The organism is Aliiroseovarius sp. F20344, assembly GCF_023016155.1.
Lineage (GTDB): Bacteria > Pseudomonadota > Alphaproteobacteria > Rhodobacterales > Rhodobacteraceae > Aliiroseovarius.
On the sequence record NZ_JALKBG010000008.1, the window covers coordinates 1,284,685 to 1,300,659 of the forward strand.

17 protein-coding genes are annotated in these 15,975 nt (G+C 56.0%); 8 read left to right on the top strand and 9 right to left on the bottom strand.

What is annotated here, in order from left to right; all coding sequences use genetic code 11:
* Positions 1-43 precede the first annotated feature (43 nt).
* Together MWU55_RS15295 and MWU55_RS15300 are read left to right on the top strand one after the other, a co-directional pair.
* Positions 44-1,102 (top strand): YeeE/YedE family protein, encoded by a 1,059-nt coding sequence (locus MWU55_RS15295; protein WP_246937528.1) that lies wholly within the window; start codon positions 44-46, stop codon positions 1,100-1,102.
* Positions 1,103-1,223: 121 nt separating this feature from the next.
* A complete protein-coding gene (locus MWU55_RS15300) occupies positions 1,224-1,718 on the top strand; it encodes a flavin reductase family protein (RefSeq protein WP_246937530.1) in 495 nt (164 codons plus the stop codon).
* A gap of 14 nt (positions 1,719-1,732) precedes the next feature.
* Here the strand turns inward: MWU55_RS15300 and MWU55_RS15305 are convergent, their stop codons facing one another.
* Positions 1,733-2,146: a hypothetical protein gene (locus MWU55_RS15305; protein ID WP_246937532.1), complete on the bottom strand. Its 414-nt coding sequence runs from the start codon at positions 2,144-2,146 to the stop codon at positions 1,733-1,735.
* 113 nt (positions 2,147-2,259) lie between these two features.
* On the opposite strand from MWU55_RS15305, the gene MWU55_RS15310 reads away from it, so the two are divergent.
* Complete coding sequence (locus tag MWU55_RS15310) at positions 2,260-3,285, top strand: hypothetical protein (RefSeq protein WP_246937534.1); 1,026 nt, start codon at positions 2,260-2,262, stop codon at positions 3,283-3,285.
* Positions 3,286-3,343: 58 nt separating this feature from the next.
* Here the strand turns inward: MWU55_RS15310 and MWU55_RS15315 are convergent, their stop codons facing one another.
* The 3 genes from MWU55_RS15315 to MWU55_RS15325 all read right to left on the bottom strand — a co-directional run bounded on the left by MWU55_RS15315 (position 3,344) and on the right by MWU55_RS15325 (position 5,266).
* The gene (locus MWU55_RS15315) at positions 3,344-3,985 is read right to left on the bottom strand and encodes a hypothetical protein (RefSeq protein ID WP_246937536.1); all 642 of its coding nucleotides are present in this window, start codon (positions 3,983-3,985) and stop codon (positions 3,344-3,346) included.
* Entirely contained in the window at positions 3,985-4,647 is a 663-nt protein-coding gene (locus MWU55_RS15320) for a TPM domain-containing protein (protein WP_246937538.1), read from the bottom strand. Before MWU55_RS15320 ends, MWU55_RS15315 begins: the two co-directional genes overlap by 1 nt.
* A gap of 208 nt (positions 4,648-4,855) precedes the next feature.
* Entirely contained in the window at positions 4,856-5,266 is a 411-nt protein-coding gene (locus tag MWU55_RS15325; protein ID WP_246937540.1) for a VOC family protein, read from the bottom strand.
* A 180-nt stretch (positions 5,267-5,446) separates the two neighbouring features.
* On the opposite strand from MWU55_RS15325, the gene MWU55_RS15330 reads away from it, so the two are divergent.
* Positions 5,447-6,739: an O-acetylhomoserine aminocarboxypropyltransferase/cysteine synthase family protein gene (locus MWU55_RS15330; protein ID WP_246937541.1), complete on the top strand. Its 1,293-nt coding sequence runs from the start codon at positions 5,447-5,449 to the stop codon at positions 6,737-6,739.
* A gap of 70 nt (positions 6,740-6,809) precedes the next feature.
* Here the strand turns inward: MWU55_RS15330 and MWU55_RS15335 are convergent, their stop codons facing one another.
* A complete protein-coding gene (locus MWU55_RS15335; protein WP_246937543.1) occupies positions 6,810-7,502 on the bottom strand; it encodes an SIMPL domain-containing protein in 693 nt (230 codons plus the stop codon).
* Positions 7,503-7,674: 172 nt separating this feature from the next.
* Between MWU55_RS15335 and MWU55_RS15340 the strand changes: the two genes are divergently transcribed.
* A complete protein-coding gene (locus tag MWU55_RS15340) occupies positions 7,675-10,497 on the top strand; it encodes a hypothetical protein (RefSeq protein WP_246937545.1) in 2,823 nt (940 codons plus the stop codon).
* A 57-nt stretch (positions 10,498-10,554) separates the two neighbouring features.
* Here MWU55_RS15340 and hppD read toward each other — a convergent pair whose 3' ends face one another.
* Positions 10,555-11,652, bottom strand: a complete 1,098-nt coding sequence (gene hppD, locus MWU55_RS15345) for a 4-hydroxyphenylpyruvate dioxygenase (protein WP_246937547.1) — start codon at positions 11,650-11,652, stop codon at positions 10,555-10,557.
* 132 nt (positions 11,653-11,784) lie between these two features.
* On the opposite strand from hppD, the gene MWU55_RS15350 reads away from it, so the two are divergent.
* Positions 11,785-12,255, top strand: coding sequence for an Lrp/AsnC family transcriptional regulator (locus tag MWU55_RS15350; protein WP_246937549.1), 471 nt, complete (start codon positions 11,785-11,787; stop codon positions 12,253-12,255).
* 94 nt (positions 12,256-12,349) lie between these two features.
* The gene (locus tag MWU55_RS15355; RefSeq protein WP_246937551.1) at positions 12,350-12,868 is read left to right on the top strand and encodes a class I SAM-dependent methyltransferase; all 519 of its coding nucleotides are present in this window, start codon (positions 12,350-12,352) and stop codon (positions 12,866-12,868) included.
* Here MWU55_RS15355 and cobT read toward each other — a convergent pair whose 3' ends face one another.
* Entirely contained in the window at positions 12,869-13,888 is a 1,020-nt protein-coding gene (cobT, locus tag MWU55_RS15360; RefSeq protein ID WP_246937553.1) for a nicotinate-nucleotide--dimethylbenzimidazole phosphoribosyltransferase, read from the bottom strand.
* Between the two features lie 81 nt (positions 13,889-13,969).
* On the opposite strand from cobT, the gene cobS reads away from it, so the two are divergent.
* The gene (cobS, locus tag MWU55_RS15365) at positions 13,970-14,761 is read left to right on the top strand and encodes an adenosylcobinamide-GDP ribazoletransferase (protein WP_246937555.1); all 792 of its coding nucleotides are present in this window, start codon (positions 13,970-13,972) and stop codon (positions 14,759-14,761) included.
* A 55-nt stretch (positions 14,762-14,816) separates the two neighbouring features.
* Here cobS and MWU55_RS15370 read toward each other — a convergent pair whose 3' ends face one another.
* Together MWU55_RS15370 and fdxA are read right to left on the bottom strand one after the other, a co-directional pair.
* Positions 14,817-15,329 (bottom strand): CarD family transcriptional regulator, encoded by a 513-nt coding sequence (locus MWU55_RS15370; RefSeq protein WP_246937557.1) that lies wholly within the window; start codon positions 15,327-15,329, stop codon positions 14,817-14,819.
* 271 nt (positions 15,330-15,600) lie between these two features.
* Positions 15,601-15,936, bottom strand: a complete 336-nt coding sequence (gene fdxA / locus MWU55_RS15375) for a ferredoxin FdxA (protein WP_246937559.1) — start codon at positions 15,934-15,936, stop codon at positions 15,601-15,603.
* Between the last annotated feature and the right edge of the window lie 39 nt (positions 15,937-15,975).

The window sequence follows — 15,975 nt, forward strand, 5'->3', positions numbered from 1 at the left end:
ACCCGGAGATCATCCAACCGCCGACTGGAACTGGGAGGTTCCCATGTTCGACTGGATCAGCGACGCCAACCTAGCCGCGCTTGTCGGATTGGTCGGAGGTATTCTGCTTGGCCTGTCAGCCCGTTTGGGGCGGTTTTGCACGTTGGGCGCCATCGAAGATGCCCTCTATGCCCGATCAGGTCTGCGGCTTCGCATGTGGGGTGTCGCCATTGGCGTTGCCATGATTGGCACACATATTCTGATCGCGGCCGGACAGGTGCCTGCGGCCGAGGCTGTCTATCTTAGACTTGGTTGGAACCCAATCGTATCCATCGTTGGTGGGTTGCTGTTTGGGTATGGGATGGCGATCTCGGGCAATTGTGGATTTGGCGCGCTGGCTCGACTTGGCGGCGGGGACCTGCGGTCCTTTGTGATTGTGCTGGTGATGGGATTGTCCGCCTATGTCGCGATCTCTGGCCCCTTATCTGGATTGCGCGTTGCGTTGTTTCCAGAAGTTGAGGCAGATCCCAATGCCATCCCCTCCATCGCATTTGGGCTGGAACGCGTGACCGGAGTAACGGCTGCACAGATCGGCATCGGATTTGGCGTGGTTTTGCTGGCCGCAATGCTTGCCAACCGTGAGCTGCGCCAATCCTGGAACGAGCTTTTCTGGGCGGCCATTGCAGGGCTGGCCGTGATCATTGGCTGGGCGGGAACCGCTTGGGTCTTCGCCAATGGTTTCTCAAGCATCCCTGTGGAAAGCCACACATATTCTGCCCCACTGGGGGATATGATGATCTATTTGATGACCTCGTCAGGGAACAATCTGAATTTCGGCGTCGGGTCTGTTGTTGGCGTTCTGGCCGGTGCCTTTATCGGAAGCTTGTTCAAAGGCCACTTCCGCTGGGAAGCCTGCGAAGACCCCCGCGAATTGAAGCGCCAGATCGTCGGTGCTGTGATTATGGGGATCGGCGCTGTCATTGGATTTGGCTGTTCCATCGGACAAGGCCTGTCGGCGTTTTCGATCCTTTACTACGGCGCACCCGTGACCTTTCTGGCCATCCTCGCAGGCGCGGCACTTGGGCTACGCCAACTGATTTCGGGCTTTGCAGTGGCCGAATGACGCCCTGCCCTCGCAATGGCCACATTTCGCTCTTTCCACGCCTTTCTGCGCGCTATAGTGTCCGCGCCGAAACGCATGGCGCACCTTGTTCTGACTGCGCTACAACAGGACTGAGAACTTAATGACCAGCTTCACGCCAAGCCCCGACCATGCGGGTGAGTTCCGACAGGCTTTGGGACAGTTCGCAACTGGCGTCACCGTCGTCACCGCGCCGTCCGAGGTTGGTCCCATTGCGATGACAGTAAACAGTTTCACATCTGTTTCTCTGGATCCGCCGTTGATCCTTTGGTGCCCTGCGCATGTCTCAGAACGCCACGACGGATTTATAAGTGCTCCACATTTCGCGATCCACGTTCTGAAAGAAGATCAAATGGATCTGGCCCGCCACTTTGCCAGTTGCGGCGAGGATTTCTCGCCCGTCAACCTGATCAACGGCGCACATGATGTTCCACTGTTCGACGATTGCCTCGCGCGGTTCGAATGCAAAACCCATGCAGTTCACAGCGGCGGGGATCATTCGATCATGGTCGGAGAAGTCCTGCGTGTGACCCTTGCCCCCGGTGCACCCCTTGCCTTTCAGGCGGGCCATTTCGGGCGCTTCACACCGATCAGCTAAAGCGTTTTCAAGCCTTACGGGATTTGAATCTGGGCACGTTCGAAACGTGCGATGGCCTCTTCGCCATCGTCATAGACAATCCGGACGTCCACAGTGTCTATCGATTGAAGGTCAAAGGGCAGATACGGTAAAATCTCGTCGACTTTCAGCGCGTTTGGCGTGGCTTCATCTTCATAACAAGGTTCCGCCTCGAAGCGCTGTTCGTCTTCCTCGTTGACGCTGAAATAGATGGAGTCCAAACCACAGCGCCACGCAAGAAGATGCGTGAAGTATAAAAGATCACGGCCCTCATATTCGCGAACGGCAATCCAGTTTCCCTGAGTAGCACCTAAAATGGGGCGCACCTCAGCGGCCGTGGTGAAGTTCTGTGCCATCACAGGTGTGGCGAGCCCAAACATCAAAGATGCAACTGTCAGGATTTTCCGCATAGCTTCGCCCCTTAGCCAAGGCCTAAGAAAGATCCGCAAACGTGATCGCGCTCTTTCAGACTCGTTTCTTTCCAGACTATACTGCCCGAAAGAACAGCGCAGGCAAAGCAGTGATGGCAAAATCTTCGAAACGCGCGGGAAAAGCGAAGGGGCGAACAACCACGTCCCCCAATATCGTTATTGTCGCCCAGGACGGCCGCTTGGCCTATGAAGCGATCCTGTTTGCCGCCACCTTGCGCCACAGCGATCCCGACTTCAAAGGCCGCCTGCTGGTCGCCGAGCCACAGCCCGGTGACCTGTGGCTGGAGGATCCTCGGCTCAAGCCCCAGATCCGCGAAACGCTTGAGATGCTGGGCGCAGAGATCGTTCCGTTTGAATGCAAACAGTTTGGGCGACACTATCCTTACGGCAATAAGATCGAAGCATTGCTGGCTTTGCCCGAAGGCGAACCGTTTCTGTTTTTCGATACAGACACGGTGATCACAGGCAAACTCTCCGAGATACCAATCCCCTATGACCGGCCTTCGGCGTCTATGAAACGCGAAGACACATGGCCCACGATCGAGCTTTATGGCCCGGGCTACACTCAGATCTGGAAATCGCTCTACGATAAATTCGGATTGGATTTCGAAGCATCCCTGGACCTGAGCCAACCAGACGAGTACTGGCAGCGCTACATGTATTTCAACGCAGGTTGGTTCTTCGGCCCTTGCCCGCGCGAATTTGGAAAGCGGTTCAAAGACTACGCCGTGGCCATCCATCATGATGGGCCAGAAGAGATCGTCTGTCAGACGCTGTATCCCTGGCTCGATCAAATTGCCCTGCCCTTGGTGATTTCCAGCTTTGGCGGTGGGCGCCCCGGGCCAGAGCTTGATGGGCTTGACGGGGATGTCACCTGCCATTGGCGCATCTTGCCTTTGGCCTACGCACGTGAAAGCGACAAGGTGATCGAGACAATCGAAGCCGCCACGGCCCCCAACAAGATCAAAAAGATCCTGAAGGAATACGATCCAATGAAACGGATGATCTTCCAGGGGCGCGGGCAGAAAGTTCGGGCGTTGTTTGACCAAGACAACCTGCCCCACAAAGAGCAAGCCATCCGCAACACCATCAAACGCGAAGGGTTTTGGATGCGGTGAAGAACGGGTTCGGCTCGGATCGCAGAGGATCGCGATCAAGGCAACGCTAAGCGATCCCTCAACTCATATAGCTCGGCCCATCAAGCTCTATAAGATGATTAGGCAACTCGTCCGTCTTTGCGCTCGTAACGGGGAAGTGCTTCAATAACATCTCTCCCGCACCGGCAATAATCTGCAAGAAACCTCTCTCCAACTCGTTTCCCTTAACATCGCGGATGAAGTCACCGATAAGCTTGTCCCATTCCCGTTGCTGGACCTTCTCATTGATCCCTTTGTCGGCAACCACCGTCACAAATTTCTCATCCCAAGACACGAATATCAGGATGGCACTGCGCAACTTGGTTTCATGCAGTTGATGCCTGAAAAACTGCTCGGTGGCATATCTTTGGCAGTTCTGTTGCTTCAACAATTTTGGTGTCAGTTTGTGACCAAGCGGCGTGAAGACAAACAAGCTCGCCAGAAGAATAAAAAGAACTGTCTGATGCGTGAATGTGATGCCAAACTGGGTAAATGGCTCAAGTATAGGCATAAAAAGGGCCGTTATGGCCGCCATGAACAATGGGAACAGTACGTACCGCGCAGACCGGCGTGTGACGAGACAAACGAGTTCGCTCTCACACTGCCTTTCGACCTCCGCAATGCTGTCGCGAATCTTAGATCTTGAAGTCTCATCAATACTTTTCATCTGGGTTCCCAACATCACCAGCTCCCCGAAGCGCCGCCGCCACCAAAGCTGCCGCCGCCACCTGAAAATCCACCTGAGACACTTCCGCCAAAGCCTAGAAATCGACCAATCACAAACAATGGCAAAAAGATCAGATGAAGAAGCTTTTCCCACGGGAGTTTTTCGCGATACTCACCGCCCAATGCCTCGAGAATGGCTTTGTGACCCGCGACAATTCCTGCTTGCAAGTCGCCGTTTCGGAACTTGGGAAGAATCTCATTATCAATGATCCGCTGGGCAGTCGCATCGCTCAAAACATCTTCAAGTCCAAGCCCAACCTCGATGCGAACCTTGCGCTCTTTGGGAGCCACCAGAAGCAAAACACCATTGTTTTTGTCTGATTGACCGATACCCCATTTATTACCCAACCATCGCCCGTATCGCTCAATTGTCCAACCAACCAATGAATTCACGGTCACAACAACAACCTGATTTGTGGTCTGCTCCTCAAACCTCTTAGCGTTTGTTGTCAGCGATTGCTCAACTGAAGCACTGAGAACTCCTGCTTGATCTGTGACCCAATACTGAGTCTGAGGGGCGTTCGGCGGTTCTTGCGAGAAGGCCGCGGAAGAAAGGAAAAAGGGCACAAACAGCGCAACAAATAGTGTTCTTGTGAACAATCGAAGTGTCTCAGGCATTAGGAAAACTCATTTAGTGCGCAATTGGGGTTTCGAAATCAATTTGTATATCGTTGTCAGGTACAAAAGCGGCAATTTTTTGTTTCTGTGCAAATACTTTTAAGATGCGTAACCGGTTAAGGATATCTATTCCTTAAAGCGATCATTGGTGCGCCTTCGGCGAATGTCATTTTATCTGCTGTTCAGACCCTCAAGTGTTCTGGACTGTTTAGGTAAACACTCCATCCATATCCTTGAATCCCTTTACCTCAATCGGATTGCCCGATGGGTCACGAAAGAACATGGTCCATTGCTCGCCCGGTTCACCGATGAAACGTCCGGTAGGAGCAATAACCCAGTCGATACCCACCGCCTCCAGCCGCTCCGACAGCGCGCGCCAATCGTCATAGGCCAGCACCAAACCGAAATGCGGCATCGCGACCATATGCGCGCCGACTTTGCCGGTGTTTGCGGTCTCGAACGGTTTGCCCAGATGAAAGCTCAGTTGGTGTCCAAAAAAGCTGAAATCGACCCAAGTGTCGGTCGATCGGCCTTCTTTGCAGCCCAATACGTCGCCATAGAAGCGTCGTGTCTCGTCCAAATTCGTGACATTGATGGCCAAATGGAACGGGGTCAGCATGAAGTTCTCCAGAATGATTTCCCGCTTAGCTTATCAAAACCAGAACGAAGGACCAGACCGGGCAGAAAAGGCGACAAGCTGTCTAAAGCGACGATTTTCGCAGGCTAAGACTTGCAGAGGCGTTGAAGCCCACGCCCCTTTCCCCTAGCCTTCCCGCGACCAAGAATGAGGGAGAGAACCATGTCCGACGAACGCCCACAGGGCTTTGACACGCTGCAAATCCACGCAGGCACCGAACCTGATCCGGCCACCGGTGCCCGTCAGGTCCCGATCTATCAGACCACCGCCTATGTCTTCCAAGACGCAGATCACGCCGCGCGTCTGTTTAACCTAGAAGAAGTTGGCTACATCTATTCACGCCTAACCAACCCAACTGTTGGCGCACTGGCCAACCGCATCGTTGCACTGGAAGGCGGCGCAGGCGGGTTCTGCTGCTCGTCCGGTCACGCGGCCCAGATCATGGCTCTGTTCCCGCTGATGGGCCCGGGCCTGAATATCGTGGCGTCGAACAAGCTCTATGGTGGTACCGTCACTCAGTTCACCCAGACCTTCAAACGGTTCGGCTGGGAAGCCAAACTGGTGGATTTCGACGATCCGGCCGCTGTCGAGGCCGCCATCGACGACAACACCCGCGCCCTGTTCTGCGAAAGCATCGCGAACCCGGCTGGCGTCCCCACCGATATCCCGGCGATGGCCGCAATTGCTGACAAGGCCGGTGTACCGCTGATCGTCGACAACACCTCGGCGACGCCCTATCTGGTTCGCCCCATCGAGCAAGGCGCGACCATCGTCGTGCACTCGACCACCAAATACCTGACCGGCAACGGCACCGTGACCGGCGGCTGCGTGGTGGATTCAGGCAAGTTTGATTGGATGGCCTCCGACAAGTTCCCGTCGCTCAGCCAACCCGAGCCCGCCTATCACGGTCTGACCTTCGGCGCGGCGCTGGGTCCAATGGCCTATACGTTCCACGGCATCGCCATTGGTTTGCGCGACCTTGGCATGACGATGAACCCACAAGGCGCACACTACACTCTGATGGGAATCGAGACCCTGTCGCTTCGCATGCAACGGCACGTAGAGAACGCGCAGGCTCTGGCAGAATGGCTGGAAAAAGACGACCGCATCGAAAGCGTCAGCTATGCGGGCTTGCCGTCCTCCCCCTATCATGACCGCGCAAAAGCCGTGTCCCCGAAAGGTCCGGGCGCGCTGTTCACTGTGGGCGTTAAAGGCGGGTATGAGGCTTGCGTGAAGCTGGTCAACAGTCTGAAACTGTTTAGCCATGTTGCCAACCTTGGCGACACGCGCTCGCTGATCATCCACTCGGCCTCGACCACGCACCGTCAGCTGTCTGAAGAGCAGCAAGTGGCGGCGGGTGCAGCCCCCAACGTGGTGCGCTTGTCCATCGGCACCGAGGACATTGCAGACATCATCGCTGACTTTGATCAAGCGCTGGCGACGGCTACGACGTAAGCGCATTACGCCAATGAAAGAACCCCGCCAAATCGGCGGGGTTCGTTATTTTACAGCCACTTAGGCGCGCTTACTCAATCAACTCAAACACCATTGTGACGCTGGAGTTCACACCCAATTCACCCGCAGCGACGGGCATATCAGCCGAGGCACGCTCCATCGCCATCATCACGGGGCGGCCACCCATGTCACCGCCTTCTTGCATCATAAGTACCGATCCCAGCTTCATCCCGGCGGCTTCGGCCAACACTGTCGCGCGGCTCATCGCATCTTTCACAGCTAAGCTGCGTGCGCTGTCTTCAGCCGCGTTACGATCCTGAATATCAAACTGCAATCCGTGGATTTCATTTGCACCCACAGAAGTGACCGCGCTCATGATTGCGCCAAGTTTTGTTAGGTCCCGCACGCCAACAGAGAGCGTCGAGTTCGCGATGAAGCCCACCAGTTTTGGCACACCCTCGTTTTGGCGATTGTAATCATATTGCGCTGAAAGGCTGACTTGGGTGCTTTGAACATCCCTCTCATCAACCCCAGCTTCGGTCAACTTGGCCAGCATTTGGCCAATTGCGTCCGCCACGGCGTCGAATGCGGCGCCTGCATCGTCAGACCGTTCACTGACGCCCAGACTGATCCGCGCCATATCCGGCACGACCTGCGCAACGCCCTGCCCTGTGACCGTCAACTGCGACGCTTTGGAGATTTCTGCATGGCCAATTCCAGCGGCGGCAATCGAAATTGCGATAATAGATAGCAGTTTGCGCATCTTGTTCTCCTTTTTCGCCAGATTGCGCTGTCTTCCGCCACAGGCAACCCTGCAGCCACGCGCCCCCTTTCCATGCGCGAATTCCTGCTGTAGTTTCAATCCTGTATTTAGCGGCTGCAAGGCCGCAAAAGGTGTGCCTGATTGTAGGTGGTTTAAGAAGGACTGGGGCTGCATGAAACCAAGCTTTGCGCTTGATCTCAATCACGATGGGATCGGCCTTGTCCATCGCGGCAAGGGCGGTTGGCAGCTTGTCGGAAAGGTGGGTCTGGACGATCCGGATCTGGGCCTGACGCTGTCTACGCTACGTGACACTGCAAAGGCGCTGGAACCGGGCGCACTGACGACCAAATTGATTGTGCCCGGATCGCAAATCCTGTTCACATCCATGACCGCACCCGGTCCTGATAAGGTCACCCGAGAAGCAAGAATTCGCGAAGGGTTAGAAGGACTTACCCCTTACCCCGTCGATCAGCTGGTGTTCGATTGGCAGGAAGATAGTGCGGAACCCGGCATGGTTCATGTGGCTGTCGTTGCGCGCGAAACTCTGGACGAGGCTTTGGGGTTTGCGCAAGAGCATGAGATGAACCCGGCCGGTTTCGTTGCCAGACCCAAGGGCACGTTCTCGGGCGAGGTTTTTTTTGGTCCGGTTGATGCCAACGACACCGATTTCAAGCGCGAGAAACGACCAGTTCCCAATCTTCGGGATGCCGATCATTTAGCGTCTGATCCGGTGGTTTCAGCTGTGCCCTTCGACGAAACATTTGCTGAGCAACCCACGCCAGAAACGTCCAGTTCAGCAACTTCGGTGACGTCAAGCGACATTCCCGAACTGGCCCCCTTCCCACCGACACCGGATGAACCGGAATCGCCCGTTTTGGAGGATGCGCCCAAGCGCCAGCCAAAGCCAAAGAAGTCAGAAACGACGTCGAAGCCATCAGAATCCAAAGCGCCTGAGGCTCCGTCACCTCAAACACCATCGCCAGCAACTTCGGCAGCAGAACCAGCGCAGCCCGCAATCGGTTTCTCATCAAGCCGAAGCTCAGACGCAGAGCCGCTGAAGCTGGGTGAGGAATTGGTAGTGCCGTCCCCGGCTGAAACCCCAATTGATGCCCCACGGACCGAAGCACGCCTGTCCTTTGGCCTGCCGAAAGCACCAAGCAGCACTGATGACAGCCGCAACACGCCATCCGATGCGCCTGCGGCTCCTGCTCCCCCCCCAGTACCCAAGCCTGCGACGAAGGTTCATGTACCAGTCACGGCCCCTGTCGCCTTTGACCAGCAAGACACGCCATCCAAGCCGGGAAAAACGAAGGCCAAACAAGGAAAAGAGAGCTTTGCGAAAGCCGCCCGAAAGGGCGCGGCCGGGTTAACCGCAGCTGCTGAACGCGCCAGTGCGCTTGGACGTCAGGCCGTCAGCAAAATTCCTGCACCGAAGCACAAGGATCAAGCGACCCAAGATGCGCCCAAGCAGCCATCCGTCACCAGCCGTGCCTCTCAAGCATTATCTGGATTGGGCGACCAGATCCGCTCCAGATCCAAAGCGAATACGGACAAGGCCAAATCTGGCGGGCCTCAGGTTACAGCCATTGCCCCCCCACCGGGCGGCGCGGAAGCCACCGCTTCCAAAGGCAACTGGACGCAAGAAGCGGATGCGCTGACGGTCTTCGGTGCGCGCAAAACGCAAAAAGTTGGCGGCAAACCTCGTTTCTTGGGGCTCTATTTGTTCCTGGGGCTTCTGCTGTTCATGGCCATTCTGGTCATTTGGTCGATGCTGTTCCTGAACGACACCACCGCATCGCTCGATGGTGAAGTCGATCAGTTCGAGGCGGCAATCACCTCCGCTCAGCCCACACCCGGGGATGACACGCCCTTTGGGGCTGATAGCAATCTTGTCGATCCGGCCCTAGTGGAAGGCGACGAGGTGTTGGACACGCAATCGCCTGATCCACTGTCAGAGGAAGCCGCGCAAGCGCGTTATGCCGCCACAGGGATTTGGCAACGCGCCCCAGAACCACTGAATGATGTCAATGTTGGGCGCATCGATGATCTTTATGTGGCCTCGATTGACCCAAGCACCTTGGGTCAGGACGCTGTGGCCTTGACGGTCTTTGGATCAGATCAGCTTAGTGGGGCAATCCCGAATACAAACCCGCCTCCGCCCCCCGGCACGGTGTTTGAGGTTGACGAACGCGGCTTCGTTCAGGCGACCCCAGAGGGTGCGCTGACGCCGGAGGGGGCTTTGGTCATCGCGGGCAGCCCACGCGTTGTTCCCGCCCCTGCCCCCCGGCCAGATCGCGCCGAAGCGGATGCCGAAATCGCAGACGGCACGGAAGATGCGGAAACGGTGGCCACGCCGACAGAGCCGTCCATTCGCCCACGCGCACGACCCACAGGGCTGGTTGAGGGCAACGAGCGTCGTATCCTTGGTGGACGCACACGCACAGAGCTGGCCCAGCTACGCCCGCGCGCACGACCTGAAGCTGTTCTTGCCGCAGCGCGCGCGAAGGCCGAGGCCGAGGCTCAAGCGCAGGCCGACGCCATCGCAGCCGCCTTGTCAGGGGAAAACGCGGCAGCTGCTGGCATCGCGCCAACCGCCTTGGCCATACCCCGATCTGCTGCACCCAAAGCGCGGCCAAAAAACTTCTCAAAAATCGTTGCCCGCGCCCGCCCGAACGGTGGTGCATCTGATGGAAGCGTTGCCGTTGCAGCTGCGTCACCCCGTCAGACGACAACTCCGAAGATCCCGACACGCGCCTCCGTTGCAAAACAGGCAACCATCAAGAATGCAATCAACCTGCGCAAAGTCAGCTTGATCGGCATCTATGGCTCGTCCTCGTCACGTCGTGCGTTGGTCCGTATGCCCTCGGGCCGCTATGTTAAAGTGGGGGTTGGCAGCCGGTTGGATGGCGGCAAAGTCGTCTCGATCTCGACCACCAAGCTGATTTACCAAAAAGGCGGTCGCACGGTCACGCTGAACGTCCTGCCCTTCAGCTAGTAAAAGCGGCCACCGGATTTCTCCGGTGGCCGCTTTCGAATTCATAGACATTGGCGCTTAGGCGACGTCGCCCAATTCTCCGCTTTCGATTTGTTCGCGTTCGATGGATTCAAACAAAGCTTTGAAATTCCCTTCGCCAAAGCCGTCATCCCCTTTGCGCTGGATGAACTCGAAAAAGATCGGGCCAATCACTGTCTTAGAGAAGATCTGCAGTAGGCACCGTGTCTCGCCGCCGCCAACAACGCCTTCGCCGTCGATCAGGATGCCGTGTTTCATCATCTCTTCTTTCGGCTCCTGATGACCCGCAACACGCTCATAAGACATGTCATAATACGCCTCGTTCGGGCCCGGCATGAACTTCAGGCCACGACCTGCGATCGCATCGACAGACGCGTAAATGTCGTTTGTGCCAACCGCGATGTGCTGAATGCCTTCACCATTGTATTTTTTTAGATAAGCCACGATCTGACCGGTTTCACCTCGGTCTTCGTTGATCGGAATACGGATTTTGCCGCAAGGGGACGTCAATGCGCGGCTGAACAGCCCGGTGAATTTCCCTTGGATGTCAAAGAAGCGGATTTCTTCGAAGTTGAACAAGTCGCCATAGAAGTTGAACCAGACATCCATGTTTCCTTTGAAGACGTTATGCGTCAGGTGATCGAGGTAGAAGAACCCAACCCCTTCCGGATGCGCGTTGGTGATCCAGTCAAACTCTTCGTTAAACGCACTTTCATCGAAATAGGTGTCAATGAAATAGATCAGCGACCCACCGATCCCGTAGATCGCAGGCACATCCATAGCTTTACCGGTGCCTTCATAGGGTTTCGCGCCCTTTTTGACCGCATGGTCGAAGGCATGCTGCGCATCCACAACGCGCCACCCCATGGATGGGGCACAGGGGCCGTGTTCTTCGATGAACTCAGCGGCGTGGCTTCCCGGTTCGATGTTCAACAGATAGCTGACATCCCCCTGTTGCCACAGTTCGATCTTGCGGGTCTTGTGATTTCCCACATGGGCAAACCCCATCTTGGTGAAAATATCACGAAGCTCCTGCGGTTCGGGATGGGCGAATTCGACAAACTCGAACCCATCTGTACCTGCCGGATTTTCCTCCGAGATTGTTGCGCGCGGGGCATCATGTGGAAACGGGCCCATGTCTCACTCCTGTAAGTTCACCTGTTATGAATCGAAGTATCGCGCATCCGGCTTGACCTTTCTGCGCATTGTATGCAGTAAATTATAAATTATACGCACAACTCGCGCACTAAATTCAAAAAGGCCGCGCAAATGACGCATCTCGATCGAACGGACCGTAAATTGCTGAAGGCTCTGCAGCAGAACGCGCAGCTGACGGCACAGGAATTGGGGGATCTTTTGAACCTGTCGGCAAGTCAGGCGGGACGCCGGCGATTACGGTTAGAGCAATCGGGCCTGATCGAGCGTTACGCCGCACGGATTGATCCCGCCCAGCTTGGGCTGAGCGTGCAATCCTTTGTGCAAGTGCAAATGGCCAGCCAATCCCCCGAGGCCGCTCAGGCATTCCTAAGCCTGACCGAACGGCGGGACGAGATTACATCGGTTTGGACCCTGACTGGGGATGCGGATTATCTTATGCGGGTCTATTGCCATGACCTTGCTAGCCTGAACCGATTGATCCACGAAATTCTGTTGCCGCATGCGTCTGTCGCGCGGGTTCAAAGCCAAATTGTTCTGGATCACGTGAAGAAAGACACGCCCCTGCCCACGGACCATAGTTAGCAAGGCCAAGCATTCAGGGATCGTACAGGCGATCTTATCGCTCACGAAATATTTCACTTAGCCTTCCGGTCAGCTTTGTTCTATCGCTAGGGTCATGGCTTTCAACTATGATAAACTCTACAGCGAAACCCCCAACGCACTTGGGTCTCCGACGGATGAATTTGTCCGTTTCTTCGACGAATTGGGGATGGATCGCGCAAACGTTTTAGACGTCGGGTGCGGACAAGGGCGCGACGCGCTGTTCATCTCACGGTTGGGACACCAAGTGACCGGGGTCGATTTGTCCCCACATGGCATTCGCGATCTTGAGCTGGCAGCCCAAAAGGAAGATCTTAACATCACGGGCATTGTCGCAGATCTCGCCGAATACACGCCGGACCGTGACTTTGATGTGATCCTTATCGACCGAACGCTTCACATGCTGTCAAAGCCGGATCGGCTCGACGCGCTTGCCCGCCTCATTGATCATGTGGCGCCGAATGGTTGGCTTTTGATCGCGGATGAAGCCTCCAATATGAAGGACTTTGACCACATCGTCATGGATCACCATGCGACGTGGACAATCACATATCAAAAGCGCGGTTATCTGTTCTGCAGTCGTGATCGCGGGTGATCAGCCATCAGACACACCTGCTTCTGCAAAAGTAGCCATGCCAGAATGACAGGCAACAGCAGATTTCAGGATGTTGATCGCAACGCCAGCACCAGAACCTTCACCCAAACGCATTCCCAGCGACAAAAGGGGCTCTTTGCCCAGTCGCTTCAATGCATTGGCATGAGCTGATTCAGCCGACACATGTCCAGCAACAGCATGATCCAACGCGCCATCGACGCTTTCATGCAAACACGCGGCCGCTGCGGTCGAGATAAAGCCATCGATGATCACCGGAATACCCAGAACACGCGCACGCGCCATTGCGCCAGCCATGGCCGCAACTTCACGACCACCAAGGCAACGCAGGGCCTCAAGCCCATTTCCAACCGCCGTGGGGTTCGCCTTCAGGCCGTCGCGGATCACGCGGGCCTTCAGGCTAAGGCCCTCATCATCCACACCGGTTCCACGACCAACCCAATCTTCTGCATCGCCCCCGTAAAGCGCCAAGAACAGCGCGGCGGCAGAGGTGGTGTTGCCGATGCCCATTTCTCCGGTCACCAGAAGATCTGCATCTTCGTTAACCGCGTTCCAGCCGACCAGAAGCCCTGCGACGACCTCATCCTCGCTCATCGCGGCGCCTTTGGTGAAATCTTGCGTGGGACGATCCAGTTCCAGCGCATGCACATCCATCTGAGCACCCGCGGCTTTGGACAATTGGTTGATTGCCGCACCACCGTGCTGAAAGTTCAGAACCATCTGCTCGGTCACCTCAGCTGGGAAGGCCGAAACACCTTGTGCAGTCACACCGTGATTGCCCGCAAAAACCACCACCTGAGGGGCGTTTAGCGCAGGACGCCCGTTGCCTTGCCATCCGGCAACCCAAATCGCCAGCTCTTCAAGACGTCCCAAAGCACCTGGGGGTTTGGTCAACTGACCATTGCGTTCCTCAGCAGCTTGGATTGCTGCTGCATCAGGGCCTTGCGCCGCCTCAAGCTGTGCCTTGAATTCGGCCAGTGTCGCGTAGGGCTGTTGGGACATGGCAAGACTCCTTGATTGATTCCGTTCCCCTCACTCTTTACCCATGAGCATCACGTGCAACCAGACCGCAAAAGACCAATTATGACCAAACACGACAGTTCTGCGCAGATCACCGGGCCAATCGCACAATTTGCGGATATTCCATCGGCGATCGGGCTTTTAACGCGTCTACCCATACGCGTGAACACCGACCAGGCAACACAACGCGCCGCGTTGTCGGCCTGGGCTTGGCCGCTGGCGGGGGTGATCCCCGCGATCATTGCTTGGGTTTTGGCAATGGCTGCGGCGGGATTGGGTCTGCCTATTTACTTTGCATCGATCCTTGCCGTTCTGGGGCAAGTCATGGTGACCGGAGCGCTGCATGAAGACGGGCTTGCCGATGTCGCGGACGGGTTCTGGGGTGGGTTTGACCGCGCGCGCCGCTTGGAGATCATGAAAGACAGCCGGATCGGGGCCTACGGGGTCATTGCGCTGATCTTGTCGCTTGGGTTGCGCATCACAGCTTTGGCAGCGGTATTGGAGGGGACATATGTCGTTCAAGCGTTGATCGTTGCCTCAGTCAGCAGCCGATTGCCGATGGTTTTGCTCATGGCGTCTTTGCCCAATGCACGTGGCAACGGGCTGGCAAATCAGGTTGGGCGCCCGTCTGCGGCGACAGCGTGGCTGTCCAGCAGCATAACTGCATTGGTGGTCTTGGTTCTTCTGCCCGCCGCCCTGCCCGCTTTGATCCTGTTCTTGGGGGTTGGGGCCATTGCGCTTGCTGCTCTGGCGAAAACCAAGATCGGAGGGCAAACAGGCGATGTGCTTGGGGCGTCGCAACAGATCTCGGAAATCATTGCGCTTTCGGTTTTGGCGGTGATGCTCAGCCAATAAAAAAACCGCCCGCAATTCAGTGCGGACGGCTTTGCTAAACGGCGAGTTTCGTCAATCAGGCAGCGGCTGCGCGTGACATCAGAACATCCGAGACCTTTTTCTGTGCAGCAAGCTCATCCCCGCCACCAACGGCCGCAACTTCACGGGTCAAGCGCTCAAGTGCCGCTTCATAAAGCTGACGTTCGGAATAGCTCTGCTCGCGCTGATCATCCGTGCGGTGCAGGTCGCGCACAACCTCGGCAATGGCGATCAGATCGCCCGAGTTAATTTTCTGTTCGTATTCCTGCGCACGACGCGACCACATGGCACGCTTCACACGGGCCTTGCCCTTCAGCGTTGTCATCGCTTGCGCAATTTCGTCCGGGCTGGATAGGCCACGCATGCCAACTTCGGTGGCTTTGTTGGTCGGAACACGCAAAGTCATCTTGTCTTTTTCAAACGAGATCACAAACAGCTCAAGCTTGATCCCGGCAACTTCCTGTTCCTCGATCGATACGACTTGTCCGACGCCATGGGCAGGATAGACAACATATTCATTCGGGCGGAAATCCAGCTTTTTCTTGCTCATTACGGCAATCCTTCGCGTCATAGTTACATATGGGCGCTATGGCTTCAGACAAATCGGACAATATGTTTTTGCGGCGCAAAGTTGCGCGCAAAACGTCGCGATTTTCCGAAACAAAACGCCCTGTCTCAGGAACAGGGCGTCACATTCGACCCAAGCTTTGAAATGAGTATATCACAAAAACAGGGCATCGAAAAGCGCTGCAATGCAGAAGTTTGACCGGTCGGTCAGAATTCGCATTGCACCTTTAACACCCGATCAGGGCCAAAAGCAGCTACTGCTCTGCCGGAGCTTCCGAGAAATACTTCTCAAGTTTTCCGTCTTCGCCATCACGCTCTTCCGCTTCGGGCAGCGGGTCCTTGCGTTCGACGATGACCGGCCACAACTCCGAATACTTACGGTTAAACTCAACCCATGTCTCGGTTCCCGGCTCGGTGTCCGCGCGGATGGCATCTGCCGGGCATTCCGGTTCGCAAACACCACAGTCGATGCATTCATCCGGATGGATGACCAGCATATTTTCACCTTCGTAGAAACAATCCACGGGGCAAACTTCTACACAATCGGTGTATTTGCAGGCGATGCAGTTGTCTTGGACGACATAGGTCATTGTGGCACCTTTAGTTGGTCTTGCGCCTCACTTAGGCCA